Genomic DNA, 23,117 nt, shown 5'->3' on the forward strand with positions numbered 1-23,117 from the left:
TAGGGGTGCGCCGAACCACGCTTCTCTCACTCGCGGCACTCGCCCTGGTGGCGATTGGCGCGGTGGGCTTCGGCGTCGCGAACATTGCGCCGCTCGATGTGTTGGCGATCATCGGCAAGAGCCTCTTCGGCTTGCCGATAGGCGGCGAGATCAGTGCCGGGTCGACCTCGATCGTGATGGAGATTCGCCTGCCGCGAATCCTCGCCGCGATCGCGGTCGGCGCAGCGCTGGCCACGTCGGGTGTCGCGTTCCAGTCTCTGCTGCGCAATCCACTCGCCGACCCGTATGTGCTCGGCACCAGTAGCGGCGCAGCGCTCGGTGCGGCGATCGCCTTCCTGTTGCCGATTACGGGAATCGCCTGGGAGCTCGGCGGCGTGCAACTCGCCGCATTCGTTGGCGCGCTTGCCTCGGTGGCGCTTGTCTGGCGTATCGCTGGCATCGGTAGCGGCGAGGAGCGCATCGCCAGCGTGTTGCTCGTCGGCTACGCCGTCGCCTCTCTGCTCGCTGCGGCGCTCTCGCTGGTGATGCTCGCGAGCGGCGCCAACCTGCGCGCCATCTTCGGATTCTTGCTCGGTGGTCTCGACGGTGTCACCTGGCCACGCCTCGCCGCCGCCGCTGTGCCGATCGCCCTCGCCACGCTGCTCCTCGCCCGGCGCGGCCGTGCGCTCGCCGCCTTCCTCCTCGGTGATGAGGGGGCGACACACTTGGGTATCGACGTGCGCCGTGAGCGACGTATCGCCGTGGCGCTCGCCACCCTCGCCACAGCGTCTGCCGTCGCACTCGCCGGCCTGGTTGGATTCGTTGGCCTCGTCGTGCCGCACCTGGCGCGCCTCGCCGTTGGCTCCGACCCGCGTGCCGTGTTCCCACTCTCAGCGATCGGTGGGGCGCTCCTCCTGCTCCTCGCCGACACGGTCGCCCGCACCATCGGCGTCCCCGTTGGCGTCATCACCGCCCTGATCGGCGCACCGTTCCTCCTCTGGCTGCTGCATCGCGCACGCGCCGGGTACGCCTTGTGAGTGCCAACGACACCGCCCCCTACGAACTCCTCGGCGCACATGACCTGCGTGTTGACCTCGGCGGCGCCACGATCTTGCAGGATGCTTCACTAAGCATTGGCCCAGGGGAGCGCGTTGCCATTGTTGGCCCGAACGGTGCTGGCAAGACCACGCTTATGCGCGCACTGAGTGGTGCGGTTCCTGTGACCAGCGGCGAGATCATCCTCTGCTCCGAGCCGATCCAGAACCTCTCGCGCGAAACGATTGCGCGATCGATCGCTGTTGTGAGCTCCGACATCGCGCTCCCATTCGCCACGCGTGTCGACGAACTTGTTGCACTCGGTCGCATTCCGCACGGTCGCGGTCCCGCCGGCCCAAGCGCACACGATCGCGAGCGCGCCAGCGCCGCCATTGAACGCGTCGGCGCATCACACCTGCAGCGCCGTGACGTTCGCACCCTCAGCGCCGGCGAACGACAGCTTGCCGCCGTCGCCCTTGGCCTTGCGCAAGAGACGCCAATCCTCGCCCTCGACGAGCCAACGGCGCATCTCGACCTGCGTCATCGCATGGAGATCGCCGACCTTCTCATTAGCCTCGCCGGCGACGAGACGATCATGAAGACGAAGCGCACGATCGTCGCAATCTTCCATGAGCTCGACATCGTGCGCGATGGATTCAGCCGCGTGATCCTTGTATCAAACGGCACCATCGCCGCCGACGGCACGCCTGCAGAGGTGCTGACCGCAGAGCGAATTAGTAACGCGTGGGGGATTCCTTTAGAGCGAGCGGCGCGGCTTTAGCCGCAGCGACCTAGCTGCGCTTGCGCGGCAGGTCGAGGAACGGCAGCGGCACCACAGTAGCTGGAATCTCTTGGCGGGTCTCTTCGATCGCCCACTCCAGCCCAACAATCGTGCCAGGAACAGCGTGCTTGGCGGGGAGTCGGCCGAGTGCGATCGAGCGCTTCAGCAGCGGCGAGAAGGTGCCGCTCGTGGCGCGGCCAATGGTTTCGCCCTTGCGCGTGAGCGGAATCACCTTGCGCCAGGCGCGCAGCGGATGCTCAATCGGGTAGCCAAGGTCCAGGTAGGCGTCCTCGAAGATGTTCAAGTCAAGCTCAAGGCCCACCAGCCGATCGGGTGGGCCGCCAGCGGCGACCTCATCCATTAGGGCGCGCTTGCCAATGAACGATGGCTTGTCAAGATCAACGAGACGATCGAAGCCGATCTCGTAGGGCGAGACGGCGAGGCTCGGGTGCCGCGCGGTGCGCGAGGAGTGATAGTCGACGCCCGCCATGATCAGGCCCGCCTCGAGTCGGGCAACATCGAGCGCCTCCATGCCAGCAACGCGCAGCGTGTACGCCTCGCCCGCCTTGATCAGCGCATCCCACACAGGAAGTGCCGAGCCGAAGGGGAGAAAGAGCTCGTAGCCGAGATCGCCCGAGTACCCGGTGCGCGAAACCCCCACGGCAACGCCGGCGATGGTGACGTCGGCGCGACCGAAGAAGCCGAGGTCGCTCATGTCGCGGCCCACCGCGGCGGAGAGGATGTCGCGGGCGCGCGGCCCCTGCAGTGAGAGGCCACAGATCGTTTCGGTCTGGTCTTCGATGGTGACGTTGAGCCCCTCGGCGGCGGCGTCGAGCCAGCCGTGCTGCGGCTCGGCGGCGGTCCAGAAGTAGGAGCCGTCGGCAAGCAGGGCAACGGTGCCGTCATCGAGCACGCGACCGGTCTCATCGCACCACGGGGTGTAGATGACCTTCATCGGCTTGATGCGATCGACGCGGCGGGTGATGACGCGGTCGACCAGCTTTGCGGCATCGGGGCCAGAGATGCTGTACTTGCACATCGGGGTGATATCAAAGAGGGCGGCCGAGAAGCGGACCGCATGGTATTCCAAGTCGTGTGCTGGGAAATACGAGTCGGCGATGAAGAAGCCCGACCAGTTGCGCCAGCGGCGCGCCTGGTTGAGTTCTGCCGTGCGGGGGTGGAACGGGGTCTCAAGCGGCATGCGTTCCTCCCTCTCTCTCAACGGCTTAGGCGGTACCATTGCCCGCACACGCATCCTAGCGATTTGGGGCGAGATTGGGAGGGACAGTGGCGGAACGGTACGACGCGATCGTTGTTGGCGGTGGGCATAACGGCCTCACTAGCGCGGCGTACCTCGCGAAGGCTGGACTGAAGGTCATCGTCCTTGAGCGCCGCTCCGTTCTCGGTGGCGCCACCCTCACCGAGTCGCCCGTGCCGGGCTACAAGTTCTCTGTCGCCTCCTATCTGGTGAGCCTGCTGCGCCCGCAGGTGATTCGCGAGCTGGACCTTGCGAAGCACGGCCTGCAGATGGCGCCATCGGTGGGCACCTACACGCCGCACTGGGACGGCTACCTCGATCGCCGCACCGATCACGCCGATACGATTCGCGAGATTCGTAAGTGGTCGCACCGTGACGCCGACAACTACGACGACTTCAAGCAGACGGTCACCGACATCACCCGCTTCATTCGACCCGCCGTCGACATGCCCGCCCCCGACCCGTACGGCGATCCGAAGGAGTGGCTCGAGTACGCCGGACTCGCCAAGGAGTTCGGCCATCTGCCGCTCCGCACCAAGGGTGCCCTCCTCGATTTGATCACCGGTAGCGCCTACGACTTCTTGCGCCGCTGGTTCGAGGGGGAGCCGCTCATCGGCACCATGTCGGCATCGGGCATCATTGGAACGTTCTTGGGGATCAAGTCGCCAGGCACCGGCATGGTCTTCTTGCATCACTACTTTGGCGAGATCGATGGCTCGTTCCGCGAGTGGGCGCTGCCGCAGGGCGGCACCGGCGCCGTTGCAGCGGCCATCGCCAGCGCGGCGCAGTCGTTTGGCGCCATCACTCGCACCGACGCGCCTGTGAAGCAGGTGCTGCTGCGCGGCGATAAGGCGATCGGCGTGGTGCTCGAGTCGGGCGAAGAGGTCTACGGTGACACCATCGTCTCGGCGGCCGACGCGAAGCACACCTTTATCGACATGCTCCCCGCCGGCTCACTGCCAACAGATTTCGAGACGGCGATTCGCAACTTCAAGTTCCGCGGCAGCTCGGCGAAGGTGAACTTCGCCCTCGACGGTCTCCCAACCTTCACCGCCGCCCCTCCAGGGAACGGCCACCTGTTGGGCACCGTCAGCATCTCGCCGAGCCCGGATTACATGGAGCGTGCGTATGACGACGCGAAGCACGGCCACCCGAGCAAGCGACCGTTCCTCGACATGTTGATTCCTACGATGACCGACCCAACGATGGCCCCACCAGGGAAGCACGTGGCGACCGCCTTCGTTCAGTACGCGCCGCACAAGTTGGCGCCAGAGCATGGCGGCTGGGACAAGATCAAGGAGCAGTTTGGTGATCTGGTGGTCGACACCATCTCCGAGTTTGCGCCGGACTTCCGCGACAAGATCGTGGGGCGCCAAATCATGACCCCGCTCGACCTTGAGCGCACCATTGGCCTCACCGAAGGGAACATCTTCCAGGGCGAGATCCTGGTGCAGCAGATGGCCTTCAACCGACCGGTGAGCGGCTGGTCACGCTACAAGACACCGATCCGCGACTACTGGCTCGCCAGCTCCTCGGCCCACCCAGGTGGCGGCATCATGGGAGCCCCCGGCCGACTCGCCGCTCTCGAGATTCTGAAGAGCAAGCGAGGGGAGGCGTAATGGCCCCCAAGAAGTCCGTACCGAAGGCTGCACCGAAGACGTTGAAGGCTTCAACGAAAGCCGAACTGCCTCCAAAGGTGCAAAAGGTGCCGCGCGCCCCAAAGCCTGCCGCCACCGCTGACGTAGTGGTGATTGGTGGTGGACATAACGGACTCGTTGCAGCCGCCTACTTGGCGCGCGCTGGCGTGAAAACCATCCTGGTTGAAGCGCGAACCGAACTCGGTGGCATGGCGCTCACCGGCGATGTCGATGGCGTTCGCGCCCCAATGCTCTCGCACACCGTGGGTCGCTTCCGACCGCGCGTCGCCCGCGACCTCGGCCTGCAAGGCAAGGTGAAGCTCGTCGAGCCTGAGGCGCGCAATTTCGCGCCGCACCCAACAAATGGCACTGCCATCACCCTCTGGCGCGACGCCAAGCGCACCGCCGCCGAACTCGCCACGCGACCGAATGGCGAGAAGGTCGCCGCCGGCTACCTGAAGCTCGACGGCCGCATGCGCCGCGTCGGCGCCTACTTTGAGAAGGTGCTCGACGGCATCCCGCCCGATCTCGACGGCGGCAAGTCGGTCGCCGAGCTGCTCGCAGGCTTCGCCTTCCGCGCGCCGTTCACTCGCCTCGAAGAGGGCGACGGCCGCGAGATCCTGCGCATGCTGCCAATGTCCGCCTCTGACCTTGTCAACGAGTACATCAACGACGAACACCTTGAGGCACTGATCTCGTGGCGCGGCTCGCGCTACAACGCCAGCGGCCCAATCTCGCCGGGCACCGGCGCCACGCTCCTCTTCGACAGCATCACGGGCGACGGCGCCGACGGCGGCGCATCGGGTGAAACAGTTGTGGCGATCGGCGGTCCAGGCGCACTCATCGACGCAATCGCCGATGCGGCGCGCGGCTTCGGCGCTGAGATTCGCACCGGCGCACAGGTCACCGCCATCACTGAGCGCGATGGTCGCGTCACGGGTGTGGCACTCGCCAGCGGCGAAGAGATCATTGCGCCGTATGTGCTCTCAACGCTTGATCCAAAGAGCACGCTACTCAATCTGCTCGGTGTGGAGGCGACCGGCCCAGAGCTGCGCCGCCGCCTGCGCGCCACGCGTAACACCGGCGTCACCGCCAAGCTCAACATCCTGCTCGACCAGCTGCCAGCCTTCCCGAGTGCCGGATCTGCCGCCGAGCAAGAGGTACGCCTGCGCGGCCGCATCACCATCCTCAGCGACATCTTGGGAATCGAGCGCGCGTTTGATTCCAGCAAGTATGGCGAGATGAGCGAGGTGCCGGTGGTTGAGGCGATGATCCCAACGCTGATTGATCCGAGCCTCACCAACGACAAGCGCCACCTGTTGAGCGCCGTGGTGCAGTACGCGCCGGTCGACCTGAAGGGCGGATGGACCGCCGACGCGCGCAAGACGCTCGCCGACCGCGCCGTTGCGGTACTTGAATCTGTCGCACCAGGAATCAGCGGCCACATCGTGGCGCGCCAACTCATTACGCCCGCCGACCTGCAGAGCGACTGGGGCGCAACGGGCGGGCACGCCATGCATGTAAATGAGGGCTTTGACCAGTTTGCGCAGTGGCGCCCGCTCTACGGCATCGGCCGCTACGAGACGCCGATTAATGGCCTCTTCCTCTCTGGCGCGGGCACGCATCCGGGTGGTGGCGTCACGGGCGCTCCAGGAGCGAATGCCGCCGAGAAGTTGATCCGCCATCTGCGTCGCGCTGCGGAGTAGGCAGTCACCGATCCTAATAAAGGCTCACAAATATCTGCGCGCTGCATGTGCGAACATAGCGATATGGCACCCACCTCTGCACCCAACGACCTGATCGCAGCCGACGGCGGCCTACAGCCCGATCCCTTCCCGCTCATTAATTGGCGTACCGATGTTCGACATGAGCCGAAGCAGGAGCGGTCGATTGCTACGCGAAGGCTCATCCTCGACGCGGCGCGCACCCTCGCAAACGAGAACGGCATCAGCGGCGTCACCATGCAGCTCGTTTCGCAGCGCGCCGGTATTGCGAGCGGCACTGCCTACCAGTTCTTCGATGATCTGGAGTGCGTATACCGCGATATCTATGAGGAGTGGTACCGCGACTGGTGGAGCGTCATCCTTATGCACACGAGCGCAACATGGACCGAGCGATGGGAGGAGCAGCTGAAGGGCCTGATCGTAGGCAGTTGCAACTTCTTGCTTGAGCATGCCGACGCATGGCCGGTCATTCGCCATGTTGACGCTACTGCCGAAGGGCGAGTTGCCGCACCACTGATGCTCGCCGCCCAGATTGATCGCACCATTCGCTCTTCGTCTCCTTACCTTGCGGCTTCAGGACTCTCGGGCGAAGAGATTGCCTTCATCAGCCGAGCCAATATCTACACCGCACGAGGCCACCATATCTTTGCGGCGCTCGTATCGTCAGCGCTCAGCGATGTTGTTGAGGGCTCATTCGCCGCACAGCGCGCGCTCGTCGTTGACTACTTGCGGCGACACGAAGGAGCATAGAAAACAGCGCACCAGAGGCAAGAGGCGCCTCACGGGTGGTGTACCGCCCCCACTTTTTCTCGAATATTCTTCGATAAATACGTGAGCCCTCATACGGTAATGCGATAGTATGCACATGCCTACCAAGGTCCGCCTCGCCAAAGGGAAGATCGTCAGCGCGCATGATGGCGCCCTGCCACCTGCGCCATTCCCTCTCGCGACCTGGGCTGGCGGTCGACGTCGCATCCCAAGCCAGGCTCGCTCGCTGCGCACGCGTGGCGTGATCCTGGAGTCGGCGCGCGAGCTCGCCAACAGCAAGGGTGTTGGCAGCGTGACCATGCAGATGGTCGCCGCGAAGGCGAAGATTGCCGCCGGCACCGCCTATCAGTTCTTCGATGACCGCGACGCCATCTTCTTCGACCTCTATGAGACGTGGGCTGGCGCCTGGTGGTCAAGCATCATGCTCTCCACCTCGCGACCATGGACCGCCGCAACCTGGGCCGACGAACTCGATGCGGTAGTGGAGACGGGCTGCAAATTCCACCTCAAGCAGCGGGAGATGTGGGAGGTCATTCGCTACGTTGAGTCGACAAAGACTGGCCGTGATGGGATGAAACTCCTCTTTGATGCCAACGTCGAGCGCTGCATCCAGTGGGTAACCCCGTACCTGAAGAGCGTCGGCATGACCGCTGCCGAGATTCGCCTCCTCTGCATCTCAATCTTGCGCACGGCGCGTGGTCACCACATGTATGGGCCGATTGAGAGCACGTCGCTGCGCGAAGTCATTCGCGGCTCACAAGAGTCACAGCGCGCGATTGTTGAGATGAAGCTGCGCACGGAAGGGAAGAAGAGCGGCGCAAGCGGCGCCGTTATGCGAACAAAGTCGGCCTAGCGGCTCCGCCGCGCTGCAAGTAAGAGCAGCACCCCAACCACCGCGAGCGCAGCCCGTTCTGCGGCGCCACCACCGCCACCAAGCAGCCCGCCAGCAAATCCTGCACCAAGGAAGACCCCCGTGTCGACCAAGAGTCGCCGCGCGTGTGCGAGGCGCGAGCCGACAAAGAGCAAGCTTCCTGCGGCCATGATCGCAAAGGTTGGGTGAAGGCGACCAGGGACACTCACGACCTGCCAACCGGGATCGGTGGGAAAGATCACGAGGCCAACGATGCCAACTGCGGCGACGATCAGTGCTCGGGTAACGCCCCTTCGCCCCTCCACCCCCCAGCTGCGCGCGAGTAAGAGCAGCGTGGCGGCGAAGATCGCACCAACCCCAAGATGAAAGAGCCAAGCGGCGCTCCCCAGCGCATGCTCAGAGGCGGCATAGATGCGCGCGTCAAGTGTCTGGTCAAGAAAATCACACCCGAGGATCGCCGCGGCGCCAAGGAGCACCAGCGACTCAGCGGCTCGCCCGTGCACAATCCGCCGGATCACAGTGCCCCCGTGCCGATCATCAGGCCACCAGCCACAAGGCTCCAGCCCACAACTAGACGGAGGCGCTCGCTGCTCATGGTGGCAAGGAGCTGGCGACCAACGAGTGCCCCCACGATGGCGCCGATCGTGGCGGCAACGATGGCGTTGCGGATTGCTCCGTCGGCGACGATGCTCGAGATGCTCCCCGCCGTGCCGTAAACCACCAGCCGCGTGAGGTCGATGGCAACAGCGGCAGCAGCGCCCGTGGCGGCAAAGCCGAGTGGGGTGAGGCCGGCGCGAATCAGCACCGTGCTGCGGATCGCCCCCTGGTTCCCCGAGAGGCCGCCGAAGAAGCCCGAGGCGAGCGCCCCAGCGCTCAGGCCGACCGAGCTCAAGCCCCCCTGCTCTGTCCCGCGGCGCAGCTCATAGAGCGAGAGCACCGCGATGGTGACGCCAACTACCACCTTCACCGCGGTGATCGATTTCGTGATGCCGAAGAGCGGGTAGGTGGCAATAACTGGTACAGCACCAAGCAGCTCAAGGATGAGCGCGCCGGCGATGCCGCCGAGAATCGCCCAGGGGACGAACTGCAGGGCGATGGCCCGGTTGATGTGTGCCCGGAAGATCACCACCTTGATGGCGCTGACGATCAGGTGCACCAGCGCCACCGCGGCAATTGCCAACGGGAGGGGGAAGAGCACGGCGAATGCGGGCACGAGCACCGTGTTCAGCCCAAAGCCCGACACGATCGTGATCGCTGAGGCGCCGGCCCCAAGAAGGGCAAGGAGGAGGAGTTCCATACACGCATCGTAGCCCGAAGGCGGCATAATCGCCCCATGAACCTGGCACCACCAACCGACCGATTCCAGCGCACGCACCCGGCGCGTTGGGCGGCGATTGACTTTGAGACGACCGGAATTTGGAGTCGTGATCCTTCTACCGGCGTCATTGAGGCGGCCGCGGTGATCTATGAAGGGTCGCGCGAAGTGAGCGCCTGGTCGACCCTGGTCTATCCAGAGACCGCGATCTCGGACTTCATCATCAACCTCACCAAGATCACCCCCGAGATGATCGATGTCGCAGGCGTCGATCGCGGCGTGGCACGACAGCAGATGACCGATGCCCTCCAGGGAGTTGAGCTGGTCGTGGCCCACAACATGGAATTCGACCGCAACGGTCTGCGCTGGCTTGGCGTCTTCGTTCCGCCCTCCAAGCAGTACTGCACCATGGTGAACCTGGTTCCCGAAACGGAGAAGTGGCCGAAGCTGAGCGAGGCGGTGAGCGAGTTCGGCATTCAGGTCGAGGGGCAGCCGCACCGGGCCGTGACCGACGCCCGCACCGCCGGACGCATCTTCATTGAGATGGTCCGACTCGGCTATTAGGTCCCAAAACACCGTGCCACTCTGTTGGCACAGGTGGCAGGTAGGGTGGGAGGGTGATGGGTCCGCGAAGGCGCCGCCAATCGCCGACCCCATAGCGGAAGGAGTCCCAATGCGACCTACCCCTAGCCGAGTCCGCGCCGATGTTCCCAATGAAGAGCCACAGGAGCGTGGCCGCCTCATGAGCGTCTACGTGGCGGGTGAGACCGCCTACTGCGCCTGGGGCTACCCCAGCGAGCGCCTCCTGATCACTGCCGCTCCGATGAGTGCCGAGATCGCCGATCTCATCAACAAGCTCGAGGCCCGCACCCCCGTCTTCCTGGAAGAGGCGGCTACCGAATCCGAGGAGATCGATTTCGCCGCCTCGTTCGGGCGACACCTGCCGCCAGGAACGCCGCGATCACGGCCCCTCGAACCGGCAACGCCACCGTCACTCCCGAAGGCGCTGATCGACATCCTCAAGAGCCGCACGGCGAATCGCCGGAGGATCTCATGAGCAAGATGCTGCGCAAGGGCTCAACCTGCCCAATTTGTGCAAAGGCGAAACTGGTGCCGATTGTGTACGGCCTTCCTGGCGCGGAGTTGCGGCGAGATTCTGAGATGGGCCTCGTCTCTCTCGGCGGCTGCGTTGTAACGGACAGCGATCCAGAGCTTGAGTGCCTCGGCTGCGAGGCGAAGCTCATGCGTGACGGTGAGTGGGTACTGATCAATGAGGGATAGTCAGCCGAACGATCGACAGCGCCTCATCGGCGGACTTCTCGGTGTGATCGTTGGTGATGCGATCGGTGTGCCGTGGGAGTTCCAGCCGGCGAACACCGCGCCGCGACCAACGCCCGCCGCAGGATTCGAATCATTTGACCAGCCGCCGGGCACCTGGTCCGATGACGGCTCCATGACTCTCGCACTTCTTGAGTCACTCCTTGAAGCCGGCTGGGATCTCGACGATCAGGGCCGGCGCTTCTTGGCGTGGTTCGATGACGCGCAGTACACCGCGACCGGTGTCTGCTTCGACTCAGGCATCGCCACCACGGCGGCACTTAATCGCATCCGCGCCGGTACGCCAGCGGCAGAGGCGGGGAGCGATGGCGAAGAGTCGCAGTCAAATGGTGGCCTGATGCGCATCTTGCCCGTGGCACTGACGGGGCACGACTTGAGCGATGCTGAACTTGTCGCACGCGCCGAGGAGGCAACCGCCGTCACCCACGCCCATCCGCGGGTGATGGTTGCCTCGGCGATCTACGTGCTTGTGGCACGGGCGCTGCTGCGCGGTGAGGCGCCCCGTCCGGCCATTGAAGGGGTACTGGACAGGCTTGGCGACATCTACGCACATACCCCCGACAAACTGGCCCTCGCCGCCAGCTGCCTCGTGCACAAGTCAGGGCTAGGGCACGCCTACGTGGCGGACAGCCTGCTGAGCGCCCTCACGGCACTCGAGCAGGGGAACAGCTTCCGCGACGTTGTTGAGCTCGCGATTTCGTATGGGCACGACACCGATACAACCGCCGCCATTGCTGGTGGGCTCGCCGGCATTCAGTACGGCGCCGCCGCCGTTCCCGAAGAGTGGATGGTGGCGATGCGTGCGGCTCCTGGCTGGTTCATCGTTGACACGCTGGCGCACCAGCTTGGTGATCGCGGGTAACGAACTGAAGCAACCAGCAATTAAATAAGAGACCCCGCACCTTGCGGTGCGGGGTCTCTTGCGTTCTAACGAACGTCGCGTGTCGCGCGCGAACGCGCGATGCGATTCGGCTTACTTGCCGAAGATGCTCCAGCCGGTACCAGCGGCAGGAGTCGCAACAGCTGCCTTTGGAGCAGCCTTCTTCGACTTCTTCGCCTTCTTGGCCTTCTTCGCCTTAGGAGCTGCCTTTGGAGCAACCTTCTTAGCGGCCTTCTTCGCGGTCTTCTTGGCAACCTTCTTCACTGCCTTCTTGGCGGCCTTAGGGGCAGCCTTCTTCGCAGCCTTCTTGGCAACCTTCTTCACCGTCTTCTTCGCGGCCTTCTTTGGGGCAGCCTTAACAGCCTTCACGGCCTTCTTGGCGACCTTCTTCACGGCCTTCTTCGCAGCCTTCTTAGGGGCGGTGGCGGCGACGGCGGCGACGGCGGCAACTGCAGCCTTCTTCGCGACCTTCTTCTTCTTGGTAACTGCCATCTGTTTCACCTCATTAAACTCCCCAGGCGTTAATCGCCCGGACGACCTATAGCGTGCCAGACTCGCGCGCATTTGTGAAGCGGTCGTTGCACGTGGTGGTTCGGCGGCGGCCAGGGTGGCGGCGAAGTGGTCGCCAAAAAAGCGCTGAGGGCGGCGCGAGGTTAGGCGGCGGAGGTCGTTGGGGCGTCGGGTTGGCGCGGCGGCAGGTGGATCCCCGCCAACATACAGCGGACCGAACCCCCCGACCGCTCGATGGTCGGAATGCCGATCGCCAGAATGTGGGCCGAGGTTTCAATGGCGGCGATCTGGTCGGAACGGAGGGCGGCGAGGGCGCGCGATGAGAGGACGAAGAGGTGTCCGCGGCTGCCACTCAGTTCCAGTCCGTTCCCTGCGAACTCGGCGACCTGACCCTGATCGATCTCGATCATGTCGCGCCCGGCCTCGCCCAATCGGGCGGCAATTCGTGCTCGTTCGGCGGGGTCGGGGATGTTGTTGAGCCCCGCCACAACGAAGTTCGTGGCGATGGAGAGGACGACATTGGTGTGGTAAATCGGCTGCCCCGACTGGTCGGCGGTGTTGAAGACTTCGGCGCTGTAGCCCATCGCCTCACACCACTGGTCAAGGACCGCCTCATTGGCGCGGCCCGAGCGGGCCATGTAGGCGATGCGATTCACATGGTCGAGGACTAGGGCGCCGGTCCCCTCCAGATAGCGCCCCTCAAGTTCGACGGGGCTGAGGTCGAGCAGCTGCGAAACCTTGAACCGTTCACGCAGCCCCTCCACCACATCGTTGCGTCGTTCGCGGCGGCGGCTGGGGGTCGCCATCGGGTAGAGCACCACCCGCCCATCGTCGTGAGTCGAGATCCAGTTGTTGGGGAAGACCGAGTCGGGGGTGTCGATCCCCTCCCGATCCTCGAACATGAGCACCGCGACACCTTCGCCGCGGAGGGCGGCGGCGACTGCGGCCACCTCGACCTGCGCCGTCGCGGCCACCGCCAGGCGCTCGGCAACGTTGGCCACCCCCGCCGACTGGAAGGCGTTGTCGGCTGCCGTCTCGGGGTTGGGTTGGAAGGTGTGCGGGCGAATCATGATCACTGCCGCGGGGGCCTGGGCGGCGGCATGCGGGGCCGGTGGCGCGCTCGCTCGGCGTTGCTGCAGTTGGCGATCCGTGAGGGCGGTACGCAGCGAGCGCAGGGCAGCCGCAGCGAGTGCGATACCGGCGCTGCGGACGATAACGTCGTGAATGTCGATGCGGAACGGCGGCGTGATCCCCGACATGTTCGCCCACGCCTGGTTCACCTCAATGCCAATACCGAAGGCGAGTACGGCCCAGAGCGCCACCTGCCGAATGTTGAACGGAAGGGCGATCGAGAGGAGCAGCATGTCAACCGCCGCCATCGATAGTTGATCGGGGAGCCACGATGTGGTGAGGAGGTTGGGGTCAAATTGCAGGATCGGAATGAGCCGTACGATCTCGGTGCCGAGTTCGACACGCTTGTAGTCCACGATAATGGCGTTGTTGGTGGTGAGCTGTACAACGGCGAGGAGTGCGAAGGCGGCGACGCGGAACGGGAGCCGTCGGCGGTAGGGGGCAAGCCGCGGATGGGCAGCCAAGAGCAGGATCACTGTGGCGGCGACGGTCGCTCCGATCCAACCCAATCCGAACATAGTGAGCAAGGATAGGCGACCCTGCGCCTGTTAGCCGACCCGCTCCCTGCGACCGAGTCGCCCTGCGGTGAGTGGGGCGATCCGCTCGGCTACCAGGTTCGCCACCTCACCGGTGCGCTCGAGGCGCCCCTCTATAAGAAGGAGCGATGCGCTACGCACGGCGTCGCGCATGCGCGGCCAATCGTTGGCGCGAATGGTGACGTTGGCGATGCCCGTCTCATCTTCGATCGCCAAGAAGACGGTGCCGTGCGCGGTGGGTGGACGTTGACGGCTGAGCAGCAGGCCGGCGATACGGGCGTGGCCGGGCGGGCGGTGGCGCAGCGCCGCGACGGTGCACGTGCCCGTGGCGGTGAGGCGCTCGCGCCAGAGCTCGATCGGCTGCATCTTGGGGTCGGCACCGACCAGGCCGTGGGCATCGCTGAGCGCCTCGATCGCACTGACCGGGGTGAGCTCGCTCGGTGCGGCGACCGTGGGAAGAGGGAGCGCCGCCCCCGCCTCGGCCGCCTGCCAGAGCAGGTCGCGACGCGGCACGCCGAAGGTGTCGCAGGCGCCGGCGCGAATCAGGCGCTCCAACGCACTGAGTGGCAGCGCGGTGCGACGCGCGAAATCATCGAGGCTTACAAAGGACCCGCCGCGCTCGCGCTCCGCCACCACGTGTCGCGCCGTGGCGCTGCCCACGCCGCGCACCATGTTCAGACCGAGGCGCACCGCAACGCTGCGCGCGCGCTGCGAGCCAGCAGCGGCGCGTTCGGCGTCGCTCGGCGTGACGATAAACGGATCCACCGTGATCGGTGGCAGCGCGCCAACCAGCGGCTCGGTAACAGCATCAACAGTGGAGCGATTCACGCAGACGGGTTCGACGCAGACGCCGTGCCGGCGCGCGTCGTGGATGAGCGCCTCAACGGGGTAGAAGCCCATCGGCTGCGCGCGGATGAGCCCAGCCAGGTAGTGCGCCGGATAGTGCAGGCGCAACCAGGCGCTCTCGAAGGCGGTGCGCGCAAAGGCGGCGGCGTGCGACTTGGCGAAGCCGAACGAGGCGAAGGCGGCGACGCGCGTGAAGAGCTCGGCGGCGTCGGACTCGCGCATGCCAACGGTGGCGATGGCGCCGTCGACGAAGCGCGTTCGCAGCAGCGCCATCTCGCGTTCGGATCGCGCCGAGCCCATCGCGCGGCGAAACACATCCGAGGCGCCGGGGGTGAAGCCCGCCACCTCAATCGCGATGCGCATCACCTGCTCTTGGTACAAGATCACGCCGAGCGTCTCGTCAAGAATCGGGGCGAGCGACTGATGCGGATAGGTGACCGCCTCGAGGCCGGCGCGGCGACGCAGGTACGGGTGCACCGCGTTCCCTTGAATTGGCCCGGGGCGAATGATCGCCACCTGCGCCACCAGGTCGTCCATCTTCACGGGGCGAGTGCGCGGCAGCGACTGCTGCTGGGCGCGACTCTCGATCTGAAAGAGGCCAATGGTGTCGGCGGCGCCGATCGCGCGCCAGACCTCGGGGGTCTCCTCGGGGAGGGTGTCGAGGTTCGGGCGAAGGTCGAAATCGTGCTCAATAAGAGCCAAGGCGTCGGTGATGGCGGTGAGGATGCCGAGGCCGAGCAGGTCGAGCTTCACCAACTTCAGCGCCTCAATATCGTGCTTGTCGAACTGCAGCACGGCGCGCCGCCCATCGCTGGAGCGCTCCACGGGGGCGAGCTCGTCGAGTGGCTCGGCGGTGGCCACCACGCCCCCCGGGTGCATCGAGCGGTGGCGGGGGAGCCCATCGATCTCGGCACAGAGGCGCAGCCAGCGGCTCCAGGCGCCCTCGCCGCTGCCAGCCGCAAGGAGGCGACCCCAGCGCGCATCTGCGGCTAGATCCACACCGATCTGCGCCGGGTCGCCCGTCTCTAGGCGACGCGCCGCCTCGTCGACCAACTCCTGCGGCAGGCCGAGCGCCAGACCCACGTCGCGCGCCGCCGACCGCGCGCGATACGTAATAAACGTGCAGACCATCGCCACGTGTCGCGGCCCGAATCGATCGAGCAGCGCATCGATCACCTCGTCGCGTCGGTCCGAGGCGAAGTCCACGTCAACATCGGGGTACGACTCGCGCCCCTCATTCAGGAAGCGCTCAAAGATCAGGTTGTGCCGAATCGGGTCCACGCGCGTAATGCCGAGCAGATAGGCGATCACCGAATCACCTGCACTGCCGCGACCCTGCGCCGCAATGCCGTTGCGATGCGCGCCGCGCACGATGTCGGCGCATAACAAAAAGAATTCGGCGAGCCCCGTGCGCTCGATCGCCGCGAGCTCACTCGTAATGCGGCGACCCAACTCCACGCCACCAGAAGGGTAACGACCCGGCACACCGGCGTGCACCTGTCGCGCCAACTCCTGGTCGGCACTCACCCCTGCGGGCAGATCAATCCCCGCAAAGCGCACCCGCGCAAAGTCCAGGTGTAGATCGGCTCGTGATGTAATCTCACAGGTGCGCGCAATCGCCGCAGACCACGACGGCTGCATTGCCAACAGCTCGGCCCCAGATCGCAGATGCGCATCGGCGGCGGCAAACTGCAGCGGGCCGAGTCGTTCAATCGCAACGCCGTGACGAATCGCGGTGACGGTGTCGAGCAGTTCACGTTCACTAGAGTGCGCACAGCGCGGCGCGGCACTCGCCAACAGCGGCAGTCCACACGCGCTCGCAAGGACGATCGTTTCGGCAAGCAGCCAGGCACCACCAGGGAGCTGCTGATCAACAAGCTGCAGGTGCAACGACCCACCGAAGGCTGCGAGTCGCTCGGCGGCGGCGCGCGCGCCGGCACGGTCGCCCGTGGCGAGGCGGCGGCTGATCTCACTCTCAACAAAGGGAGAGACCACCAGCAGCGAGCCCGGCCGTTCCAAACAGTGCTCTTCAAGGAGCGCGTGGGTGAGGCGCGTCACTCCTTTACTGGCGGCGAGGTTGGAGCGGCTCAGCAGGCGCGCCAACGAGCGGTACCCCGCCTCGTTCGTGGCGAGCAGTATCAGGCGCGGCCCCAGCTCGGCGTCGGCCACGCCACGCCGCTCGGCATGCGGCACGAGTTCATCGAGGTGTCGTCGCTGTCGAGCGGGGAGGGGTCGATCGGGGCGCCCATCGACTGCATTCGACTCAGCACCAGAAGCACCGACACGCGGCAGTGGCAGCACCACGCCGTCGCGATCGGGGACTGCCGGGTCAGCCATCTCAAACTCCACGCCGAGCAGCGCCAGCAGCGAAGCCGCTTCGGCGGCACGCACGAAGCGCACCGCACCAGAGAGCGAGCCCTCATCGACAAGGGCGAGTCCGCTCAACCCGAGGGCAACCCCCTGCGCCACCAACTGTTCCGGTGTGGCGGTCGCGCGCAGAAAGCTAAAGGCCGAGCGCGCATGCAGTTCGGCAAACGGCACCAGCGGAATCGGACGCGGCGCATCAGTCAAAGATGCGCTCAAGGAACCAGTCTCCCGTGAAGAGATCTTGGAAGATCAGCACCAACCAGGTCGACCCCACAACTTTCACATACGCGCGATCAATAGGATTCGCCAACCAGCGCTCACTGACTCGCCACTCCTCTACGACCGAGACGTGATCAAAGTGTCGATCAAGGCGAACGATCTGTGGGCGGCCGGAACTATCGAGTGTCACGTCAATGCGCTTCGGCGGGCGCAGCACACGCGTCACTCCTGCACCTCGGGGTGGGCGCGACGCCAGGTGACGCGGCGTTCGCTGCGCGCATCATCGCCATCGACCACGTCGCCCTGCATCACGCGGTCGGCGCCAAAGCGCACGGCGATCGCGGCGGTGCTCCAGGCGAGTCGATCCACGCGCGGCGAACGCGCGCCGAGCAGCGTCAGTTGGTCGCCTGTGGCGGGGAGCACCCCGTCAAAGCGCAGCTGGGCGCTCACCACCCCGTCGTCACCGAGACCGCTCAGCAACGCGCGCTCCAGTGATGCGAGGAGTAGGCGTTCGATTTGGGTGCGGTCGGCGCTCGGCACGGGGAGTCGCGCCACGGCGCGTACCGGGGCGGAGCGTTCGCGCGCCAGGTGGAGCCGCGCGATGCCCACGGCCGCACCGTCGCGCCGCACGCGCACGAGCAGCTCGTCGAGCAGCCGGCGCAACGGGAAGCGGAACTCCTCGAGCGAGGTGAGGGGCATCTCGAACGAGGCGCGTGCGAGCAGGCGCCGCGGCAGCGGCGCAGGGGCGATTGCCTGCACATCGAAGCCGCGGGCGAGCGTGAGCAGGGCGCTGGCTACGGGCCCGACGCGGGCGGCGAGGGCGGCACCTTGCGTGCGGGCGAGCGCCCCCACGGTGCGGAGGCCGAGCAGGGCACAGCGCTCCAGGGCGTCGCTCATGCTCTCCGCCGCGTACTCCGTCGCCCCCAGCGCCAGCGCATCCACGGGGTAGCCGGCCAACCCCTCCGCCTCTTCGCCGGGCGGCACCAGCTTCACCTCATCGCCACCACCACGTGCCAGCAGCACCGCAAGTAACCGACTGCTCGACACCGCGGCGCTCGGTCGCTCGCGCAGATGCACGCCAACGGCGCGCAACGCAATTGCCGCAATGTCGCGCTCGCTCCCGCTGCGCGCCTGCAGTCCGTCGATGCCGATCTCAATCAGTCCGTAAGCATCACTCCCAGCAACAAGCGGCGAGAGGCGACCGAGCGCATGCCGTGCACTGCGCAGCCGCTCGGTGCGATCGACAAGGCCGCTCAGTGCTGGCCAGTAGAGCGCAAGGGTGCGCATGCCACCTCCTCAACTGGTAGGCGGCCAATGCGCAGATCGGCGCGTGCGTTGCGACCCTCATACACATCGACCACGCCACTCGCGCCCGTGCGCGGACCAGCCGTCAACGTGAGCAACACGCGGCGACCAAGTACATCGCCACCAACGCGCAACCACGAGACCACCGCACATGAGACCGCGGCATCGGCATGCACGGCAACGGCATCATCGAGCAGCACCATCAGCGAGGTGCCGGCGCGACGGGCGCGCGCTGCGAGTCGCTCCAGTGCATCGCTGCGCAGCGCAGGGCCGCGCACCAGTGAAAGGTCGAGCACCAACAAATCCGCCGCATCGGCGGCCAAGAGGGCACCAGCCATCTCGATCGCTTCGCCCGTATGCAGGGGAACCAGAATCGGCAGGTCGCGCAACGCAACGCCGCGCGTTGCCGCTTCGAGTGGGTCGAAGCTGTGCGCCGCATCGATCCATGCCGCGGCACCGCCCGCCGCTTGCGTTGCCGCCAAGGCGCGCAGGGCCAACGTGGTGCGCCCCGCGCCGAAGCCGCCGCGCAACAGGGTGAGACCGTCGGGGAGGCCGCGTCGACCGAGCAGCGCATCGAGTGCCGCCACCCCCGTGCCGCGCACCGGCGCCACTCGGAGAGCGGCGTCGCCGACCTCGACCCCGCGCCGAATGATCCCCGCACCCCAGCGCTGCTGGAGGCGGGTCACAGCCTCGATTCGTGCGGCAGACTCAGCCATAGGACGGCGGAGTATAGAACATCTGTTCTATCTCGTGGGGGGTCGTTTTCGTGCCTGAGAGGCGACCCTGGGCATGGCAGGGCCACCCCCGGCTCGCACGGCCCGCGGCCCTTCACGCCATACTCCCCTCTAAATAGATGTGGGGGGGACGTAGTACTCATGAAAAATAAGTCAACCATCGTGAAATTTCGCTGGATCGCTGTGGCCATCTTGTTGGTCGCATCCTTCATGGACCTGCTCGACACGACGATCGTCAATGTGGCACTTCCTGCGATTCAGGAAAGCCTTGGCGCCTCATCTGCCCAGCTGGTGTGGATCATCTCCGGGTACGCCCTCAGTTTCGCCGTCCTGCTGATCACCGGTGGTCGCCTTGGTGACCGCTATGGACGCAAGGCAGTATTCAACATTGGCGTTCTCGGCTTTACGGTCGCCTCACTCAGCTGCGCCTTCGCCCAAACATCAGACATGCTCGTCATCTCGCGACTCGTGCAGGGTGGCTTTGCCGCGATCATGATTCCCCAGGTCCTCTCGATTATTCAGGTGCTGTTCAGGCCAGAAGAGCGCGCTGCAGTGTTCGGTTTGACAGGTGCGATCTCTGGGCTCGCCGCTGTTGCCGGGCCGCTCATTGGCGGCCTGCTTGTCTCTAGCGATGCATTCGGCTTGGGATGGCGCAGCATTTTTGTCATCAATATTCCTGTCGGCATCGCGCTGTTGATCGCGTCGCTCGCTTTTGTCCCTGAATCAAAATCCGAGAAGCCGGTCAAGCTCGACATCCTCGGGGTTGGGCTGATCATTGCAGCGCTGTTTCTCATTATCTTCCCGCTCATCCAGGGGCGAGAGCAGGGTTGGCCAATTTGGGTCTGGCTCATGTTCACGTCAAGCGTTGTGTTGACCGGCATCTTTGTTGCGCTACAACGCCGTCAAGAGAAGACGAGCAGCGGGGCACTGATCCCACCGTCGCTGTTCAAGAACCGTGGATTCTCCGCCGGAGTGACCACGAGTTTCTTGGCTATCTCGTCGATTGGTGCCTTCTTCCTGATCTTCGCGCTCTACCTGCAGGCTGGCCTCGGCTTCTCGGCTCTCGATGCTGGACTGGCATCGCTGCCATTTAGCGTTGGTGCATTCCTTGGCAGTGGCATTGCTGTCCCCTTGGCTCCAAAGGTTGGGAAGTACCTGATTGCTGCCGGCGCTGTCCTCCAGCTGATTGGCTACACCTTGATCAAGGAGGTCATCCTGGCGCAAGGTGATGGCCTGGTCGGAGGTGACTTGCTCCTACCGCTGGCGATTGCAGGCGTTGGGTTGACCCTCATCTTGGTGCCGCTCGCCGATCTCGCCCTTGCTCAGACAGATGTTCAGAATGCCGGCGCGGCATCGGGGGTGCTCAACACCTTCCAGCAGGTTGGTGGCGCTATCGGTATTGCCGTGATCAGCGTGCTCTTCTTCGATGCCGTTGGCATGAACTTCTCCCCAGCGGGGCTGCGAGGCGCATTTGAGGTAGCGATCTGGGCGCCGCTCGTGTCGGTTGCGCTGACCGGGCTCTCGAGCCTCTTGCTCCCAAGTGCTGCGGTGTTGGCTGCGCCAAAGAAGGCGGCGGCAAAAGCGCGCAAGTGATCTAACGGGCAACGGCCAATATCGGGGAGATTTCGCGTTTATCTCCCGTTGACAATCATCCTGCAGAATCGCGCCGTGAACACCTACACGCCCCTGCGACAACCCCACAAAGAGGAGCCCATCTCGCCGCGCCCCAACCCGGAGTGGAGCGAGGCAGAGATTCGCCGCCTGCTGGCGGAGGCCGAGGTGAGCGCCCACGCCTGGGCGGTAGAGCACGATCAGGTGGCCACCCCCGAGGCACAGCCCACCAGCACCCCAAGCGCGCGCATGGGCGTTGCCGCGGCGGTCACCATCCTTGCGGTGATTACGGCGCTGGCGCTGCTCGTTCGTCGCTGACGTAGGGCACAATCTCTCTCACATAGGGAGGGCACGCCATGCAGCGCACACGAATTGATTGGGTCGCCGAGCAGTCGAAGCTGCTGCGTGGCATTGCCGAAGAGTTCACCCGCACCCAGCCCTTCGCCGGCCTCACCATTGGCACCGGCATTCACCTGGAGGCGAAGACGGTCGCCCTATTGCTGACCCTGCAGGCGGGTGGCGCCAAGCTCGTCTCCACCGGCAACCTCAACACCACGCAGGCCGACGCCGTCGAGCGCCTGCGCGCGCACGGCGCCACCGTCATTGGCGAAGCGACCAAAGATGCCGCCGTGCATGCCACGTATCTCGCGCAGGTCGTGGCGGCAAAGCCTGACCTGATCCTCGACAACGGCGGCGACTTGTACATGCACTACCTGCAGAACCCATACCCAACGTTGCGTGGCGGTACTGAAGAGACGACCTCGGGACGCATGCGCCTCGAGCCGCTGCGCGACAAGCTCAACATGCCGATCCTGGTCATCAACGACAGCCCCATCAAGCAGTTCGCCGAGAACGAACACGGGGTGGGGCAGAGCGCCCTGGAGTCGTACCTGCGCATCACCAACAAAACGATCAACGGCGAGCGCGTCACCGTCTTTGGCTACGGCTCGGTGGGCCGCGGCGTGGCGGCAAACTTCCGCGGCGGCTACGCCAAGGTTGCCGTGGTGGAGCGCGACCCAGTACTGAAGCTGCGCGCGCACCTCGACGGATTCGAAACCCCATCGCGCGACGAGGCCCTCGCCAACGCCGACATCATCATCACCGTCACCGGCGCCCAGGGCGTGATCACCGCCGCCGACCTGCCAAAGCTGCGCAGCGGCGTGATCCTGGCGAACGCGGGGCACTTCCCCGAAGAGATCGACGTGGCCGGCATGCTCGCCGCACCCGAGGTGGCGAGCCAAGAGGAGTACGCCGACGACCTCCTCACCTTGCGCCTGAAGAGCGGCAACGCCGTGCACCTGGTCGCCCGTGGCCACATGTTCAACCTCGCCGGCCCTCGGCCAATCGGCAACTCCATTGAAGCCATGGACCTTGGGTTCGCCCTGCAGGCACGCTGCCTCGAGGCTGTTGCCCGCGGCACTGTGACCGCCACCAGCTGCGTGGTGCCGGTGCCCGCCAGCATTGACGCCGCCGTGGCGAGCGCCTACCTGGAGACGCGATACCAGTAGCAATCAGCCCGCGCCCAGCCGCACAACGAACTCGCACTAGCCAAGAAAACTGATCTATTATCACGTTGTTGATCTAAGCCGCCAGTTAGTGAGGAGAAAAAATGGGACTGCTAAAAAAGTTCGCGGATGCATCAAAGCGAGCCGGTGCAGCACTAGCTGAGGCTAACAAAGCAGCACAAATTGCCACTGCCGCTGCGACTGCCAAGGCGGCAGCAAACGCACAGGCTCCTATTGAGAAGAAACTTGCAGGTCCTACAAACAATTTTACTAAGGCAATGGTTGTCCGCACCTACACAGCTAAAGAAACCCAGATCATGGAAGACGAAGGATCAGTCTTGCTTGAGCATGGCTACACGATGCAGGGGCAATCCGGATTCGCGGAAAACAAAGGCCAGTCCTGGACGAGCATCAAGAGTGCCAATAGGTCAAAGGGAACTACAACGATTACCTACGTCAAGATCAAGTAGCTTTCAAAGCTCGGTTAGGAGGATCTATGGCAATCCTTATTGGCCTTGCACTCGCGATCTCCACGGGCGACATCCTCTATGGAATTCTGTCAGGGGTCGCCTGGGGCTTCTTCGCGCACTCTCTGATCGGCATTATTGTGGCGTTGGTGGCCATCGGCGGTCTGGCTGGCATTTTCGGGATCAGCCTCTAATAATTCTGCGCCGTGCCACACCGTTGGCACAGACCCCCTGATACAATCCCGCTGTCACCTTGGTGGTGACGCGCATCGAGAGCACCGGAGAGATTCAGCTCGACGA

Annotated in this window: 24 protein-coding genes; 15 read left to right on the forward strand and 9 right to left on the reverse strand. The window is 64.9% G+C overall.

The window, feature by feature from the left end:
• Positions 1–5: 5 nt before the first annotated feature.
• Complete coding sequence (locus tag AC3LB0_RS03115) at positions 6–1,016, forward strand: FecCD family ABC transporter permease (protein ID WP_488649701.1); 1,011 nt, start codon at positions 6–8, stop codon at positions 1,014–1,016.
• The gene (locus tag AC3LB0_RS03120; RefSeq protein WP_488649702.1) at positions 1,013–1,795 is read left to right on the forward strand and encodes an ABC transporter ATP-binding protein; all 783 of its coding nucleotides are present in this window, start codon (positions 1,013–1,015) and stop codon (positions 1,793–1,795) included. Before AC3LB0_RS03115 ends, AC3LB0_RS03120 begins: the two co-directional genes overlap by 4 nt.
• Positions 1,796–1,805: 10 nt before the next feature.
• Here AC3LB0_RS03120 and AC3LB0_RS03125 read toward each other — a convergent pair whose 3' ends face one another.
• Positions 1,806–2,996: an aminomethyl transferase family protein gene (locus AC3LB0_RS03125; protein WP_488649703.1), complete on the reverse strand. Its 1,191-nt coding sequence runs from the start codon at positions 2,994–2,996 to the stop codon at positions 1,806–1,808.
• An 86-nt stretch (positions 2,997–3,082) separates the two neighbouring features.
• On the opposite strand from AC3LB0_RS03125, the gene AC3LB0_RS03130 reads away from it, so the two are divergent.
• The 4 genes from AC3LB0_RS03130 to AC3LB0_RS03145 all read left to right on the forward strand — a co-directional run bounded on the left by AC3LB0_RS03130 (position 3,083) and on the right by AC3LB0_RS03145 (position 8,035).
• Positions 3,083–4,672, forward strand: coding sequence for a phytoene desaturase family protein (locus AC3LB0_RS03130; RefSeq protein ID WP_488649704.1), 1,590 nt, complete (start codon positions 3,083–3,085; stop codon positions 4,670–4,672).
• On the forward strand, positions 4,672–6,396 hold the full coding sequence (locus AC3LB0_RS03135; RefSeq protein ID WP_488649705.1) for a phytoene desaturase family protein: 1,725 nt from the start codon (positions 4,672–4,674) through the stop codon (positions 6,394–6,396). The genes AC3LB0_RS03130 and AC3LB0_RS03135 overlap by 1 nt, the downstream gene beginning before the upstream one ends.
• Before the next feature lie 63 nt (positions 6,397–6,459).
• Complete coding sequence (locus AC3LB0_RS03140) at positions 6,460–7,164, forward strand: TetR/AcrR family transcriptional regulator (protein WP_488649706.1); 705 nt, start codon at positions 6,460–6,462, stop codon at positions 7,162–7,164.
• Positions 7,165–7,279: 115 nt separating this feature from the next.
• Positions 7,280–8,035 (forward strand): TetR/AcrR family transcriptional regulator, encoded by a 756-nt coding sequence (locus AC3LB0_RS03145; RefSeq protein WP_488649707.1) that lies wholly within the window; start codon positions 7,280–7,282, stop codon positions 8,033–8,035.
• Here the strand turns inward: AC3LB0_RS03145 and AC3LB0_RS03150 are convergent.
• Both AC3LB0_RS03150 and AC3LB0_RS03155 read right to left on the reverse strand, forming a co-directional pair.
• The gene (locus AC3LB0_RS03150; protein ID WP_488649708.1) at positions 8,032–8,571 is read right to left on the reverse strand and encodes a hypothetical protein; all 540 of its coding nucleotides are present in this window, start codon (positions 8,569–8,571) and stop codon (positions 8,032–8,034) included. The genes AC3LB0_RS03145 and AC3LB0_RS03150 overlap by 4 nt on opposite strands.
• Positions 8,568–9,350: a TSUP family transporter gene (locus tag AC3LB0_RS03155; RefSeq protein WP_488649709.1), complete on the reverse strand. Its 783-nt coding sequence runs from the start codon at positions 9,348–9,350 to the stop codon at positions 8,568–8,570. The genes AC3LB0_RS03150 and AC3LB0_RS03155 overlap by 4 nt, the downstream gene beginning before the upstream one ends.
• A 36-nt stretch (positions 9,351–9,386) precedes the next feature.
• On the opposite strand from AC3LB0_RS03155, the gene AC3LB0_RS03160 reads away from it, so the two are divergent.
• From AC3LB0_RS03160 to AC3LB0_RS03175, 4 genes are all read left to right on the forward strand, one after another.
• Positions 9,387–9,932, forward strand: coding sequence for a 3'-5' exonuclease (locus AC3LB0_RS03160; protein WP_488649710.1), 546 nt, complete (start codon positions 9,387–9,389; stop codon positions 9,930–9,932).
• Positions 9,933–10,041: 109 nt separating this feature from the next.
• Positions 10,042–10,425 carry a hypothetical protein gene (locus tag AC3LB0_RS03165; RefSeq protein ID WP_488649711.1) on the forward strand — a complete coding sequence of 128 codons (384 nt, stop codon included), beginning with the start codon at positions 10,042–10,044 and terminating at the stop codon, positions 10,423–10,425.
• Positions 10,422–10,649 carry a hypothetical protein gene (locus AC3LB0_RS03170; RefSeq protein ID WP_488649712.1) on the forward strand — a complete coding sequence of 76 codons (228 nt, stop codon included), beginning with the start codon at positions 10,422–10,424 and terminating at the stop codon, positions 10,647–10,649. The genes AC3LB0_RS03165 and AC3LB0_RS03170 overlap by 4 nt, the downstream gene beginning before the upstream one ends.
• Positions 10,639–11,568 carry an ADP-ribosylglycohydrolase family protein gene (locus AC3LB0_RS03175; RefSeq protein ID WP_488649713.1) on the forward strand — a complete coding sequence of 310 codons (930 nt, stop codon included), beginning with the start codon at positions 10,639–10,641 and terminating at the stop codon, positions 11,566–11,568. Before AC3LB0_RS03170 ends, AC3LB0_RS03175 begins: the two co-directional genes overlap by 11 nt.
• A 111-nt stretch (positions 11,569–11,679) precedes the next feature.
• Here AC3LB0_RS03175 and AC3LB0_RS03180 read toward each other — a convergent pair whose 3' ends face one another.
• The 6 genes from AC3LB0_RS03180 to AC3LB0_RS03205 all read right to left on the reverse strand — a co-directional run bounded on the left by AC3LB0_RS03180 (position 11,680) and on the right by AC3LB0_RS03205 (position 19,216).
• Positions 11,680–12,078: a hypothetical protein gene (locus tag AC3LB0_RS03180; RefSeq protein WP_488649714.1), complete on the reverse strand. Its 399-nt coding sequence runs from the start codon at positions 12,076–12,078 to the stop codon at positions 11,680–11,682.
• Between the two features lie 161 nt (positions 12,079–12,239).
• Positions 12,240–13,745: a citrulline utilization hydrolase CtlX gene (gene ctlX / locus AC3LB0_RS03185; RefSeq protein WP_488649715.1), complete on the reverse strand. Its 1,506-nt coding sequence runs from the start codon at positions 13,743–13,745 to the stop codon at positions 12,240–12,242.
• A gap of 30 nt (positions 13,746–13,775) precedes the next feature.
• On the reverse strand, positions 13,776–17,192 hold the full coding sequence (locus AC3LB0_RS03190; protein ID WP_488649716.1) for a DNA polymerase III subunit alpha: 3,417 nt from the start codon (positions 17,190–17,192) through the stop codon (positions 13,776–13,778).
• The gene (locus tag AC3LB0_RS03195; RefSeq protein WP_488649717.1) at positions 17,173–17,412 is read right to left on the reverse strand and encodes a hypothetical protein; all 240 of its coding nucleotides are present in this window, start codon (positions 17,410–17,412) and stop codon (positions 17,173–17,175) included. The genes AC3LB0_RS03190 and AC3LB0_RS03195 overlap by 20 nt, the downstream gene beginning before the upstream one ends.
• Before the next feature lie 5 nt (positions 17,413–17,417).
• Complete coding sequence (locus AC3LB0_RS03200; protein WP_488649718.1) at positions 17,418–18,482, reverse strand: hypothetical protein; 1,065 nt, start codon at positions 18,480–18,482, stop codon at positions 17,418–17,420.
• Positions 18,449–19,216: a hypothetical protein gene (locus AC3LB0_RS03205; protein ID WP_488649719.1), complete on the reverse strand. Its 768-nt coding sequence runs from the start codon at positions 19,214–19,216 to the stop codon at positions 18,449–18,451. The genes AC3LB0_RS03200 and AC3LB0_RS03205 overlap by 34 nt, the downstream gene beginning before the upstream one ends.
• Before the next feature lie 159 nt (positions 19,217–19,375).
• On the opposite strand from AC3LB0_RS03205, the gene AC3LB0_RS03210 reads away from it, so the two are divergent.
• The 5 genes from AC3LB0_RS03210 (at position 19,376) to AC3LB0_RS03230 (ending at position 23,011) form a co-directional block, all read left to right on the forward strand.
• Complete coding sequence (locus tag AC3LB0_RS03210; protein WP_488649720.1) at positions 19,376–20,827, forward strand: DHA2 family efflux MFS transporter permease subunit; 1,452 nt, start codon at positions 19,376–19,378, stop codon at positions 20,825–20,827.
• A gap of 75 nt (positions 20,828–20,902) precedes the next feature.
• On the forward strand, positions 20,903–21,163 hold the full coding sequence (locus AC3LB0_RS03215; RefSeq protein ID WP_488649721.1) for a hypothetical protein: 261 nt from the start codon (positions 20,903–20,905) through the stop codon (positions 21,161–21,163).
• Positions 21,164–21,201: 38 nt separating this feature from the next.
• Positions 21,202–22,353 carry an adenosylhomocysteinase gene (locus AC3LB0_RS03220; protein WP_488649722.1) on the forward strand — a complete coding sequence of 384 codons (1,152 nt, stop codon included), beginning with the start codon at positions 21,202–21,204 and terminating at the stop codon, positions 22,351–22,353.
• A gap of 101 nt (positions 22,354–22,454) precedes the next feature.
• Positions 22,455–22,820 carry a hypothetical protein gene (locus tag AC3LB0_RS03225; protein ID WP_488649723.1) on the forward strand — a complete coding sequence of 122 codons (366 nt, stop codon included), beginning with the start codon at positions 22,455–22,457 and terminating at the stop codon, positions 22,818–22,820.
• A 26-nt stretch (positions 22,821–22,846) separates the two neighbouring features.
• Positions 22,847–23,011, forward strand: coding sequence for a hypothetical protein (locus AC3LB0_RS03230; protein ID WP_488649724.1), 165 nt, complete (start codon positions 22,847–22,849; stop codon positions 23,009–23,011).
• Positions 23,012–23,117: the final 106 nt, after the last annotated feature.

Origin of the sequence: Candidatus Limnocylindrus sp. (assembly GCF_040397235.1) — a bacterium.
Taxonomy (GTDB): Bacteria; Chloroflexota; Limnocylindria; order Limnocylindrales; family Limnocylindraceae; genus Limnocylindrus.

What these genes read in the sequence shown, in the direction of transcription:
- AC3LB0_RS03175 (WP_488649713.1), top strand. Translation starts at nt 10,639, where the DNA reads ATGAGGGATAGTCAGCCGAACGATCGACAGCGCCTCATCGGCGGACTT.
- AC3LB0_RS03230 (WP_488649724.1), top strand. Translation starts at nt 22,847, where the DNA reads ATGGCAATCCTTATTGGCCTTGCACTCGCGATCTCCACGGGCGACATC.
- AC3LB0_RS03155 (WP_488649709.1), bottom strand. Translation starts at nt 9,350, where the DNA reads ATGGAACTCCTCCTCCTTGCCCTTCTTGGGGCCGGCGCCTCAGCGATC.
- AC3LB0_RS03145 (WP_488649707.1), top strand. Translation starts at nt 7,280, where the DNA reads ATGCCTACCAAGGTCCGCCTCGCCAAAGGGAAGATCGTCAGCGCGCAT.
- ctlX (WP_488649715.1), bottom strand. Translation starts at nt 13,745, where the DNA reads ATGTTCGGATTGGGTTGGATCGGAGCGACCGTCGCCGCCACAGTGATC.
- AC3LB0_RS03225 (WP_488649723.1), top strand. Translation starts at nt 22,455, where the DNA reads ATGGGACTGCTAAAAAAGTTCGCGGATGCATCAAAGCGAGCCGGTGCA.
- AC3LB0_RS03205 (WP_488649719.1), bottom strand. Translation starts at nt 19,216, where the DNA reads ATGGCTGAGTCTGCCGCACGAATCGAGGCTGTGACCCGCCTCCAGCAG.
- AC3LB0_RS03180 (WP_488649714.1), bottom strand. Translation starts at nt 12,078, where the DNA reads ATGGCAGTTACCAAGAAGAAGAAGGTCGCGAAGAAGGCTGCAGTTGCC.
- AC3LB0_RS03160 (WP_488649710.1), top strand. Translation starts at nt 9,387, where the DNA reads ATGAACCTGGCACCACCAACCGACCGATTCCAGCGCACGCACCCGGCG.
- AC3LB0_RS03220 (WP_488649722.1), top strand. Translation starts at nt 21,202, where the DNA reads ATGCAGCGCACACGAATTGATTGGGTCGCCGAGCAGTCGAAGCTGCTG.
- AC3LB0_RS03140 (WP_488649706.1), top strand. Translation starts at nt 6,460, where the DNA reads ATGGCACCCACCTCTGCACCCAACGACCTGATCGCAGCCGACGGCGGC.
- AC3LB0_RS03210 (WP_488649720.1), top strand. Translation starts at nt 19,376, where the DNA reads ATGAAAAATAAGTCAACCATCGTGAAATTTCGCTGGATCGCTGTGGCC.
- AC3LB0_RS03200 (WP_488649718.1), bottom strand. Translation starts at nt 18,482, where the DNA reads ATGCGCACCCTTGCGCTCTACTGGCCAGCACTGAGCGGCCTTGTCGAT.
- AC3LB0_RS03165 (WP_488649711.1), top strand. Translation starts at nt 10,042, where the DNA reads ATGCGACCTACCCCTAGCCGAGTCCGCGCCGATGTTCCCAATGAAGAG.
- AC3LB0_RS03125 (WP_488649703.1), bottom strand. Translation starts at nt 2,996, where the DNA reads ATGCCGCTTGAGACCCCGTTCCACCCCCGCACGGCAGAACTCAACCAG.
- AC3LB0_RS03170 (WP_488649712.1), top strand. Translation starts at nt 10,422, where the DNA reads ATGAGCAAGATGCTGCGCAAGGGCTCAACCTGCCCAATTTGTGCAAAG.
- AC3LB0_RS03135 (WP_488649705.1), top strand. Translation starts at nt 4,672, where the DNA reads ATGGCCCCCAAGAAGTCCGTACCGAAGGCTGCACCGAAGACGTTGAAG.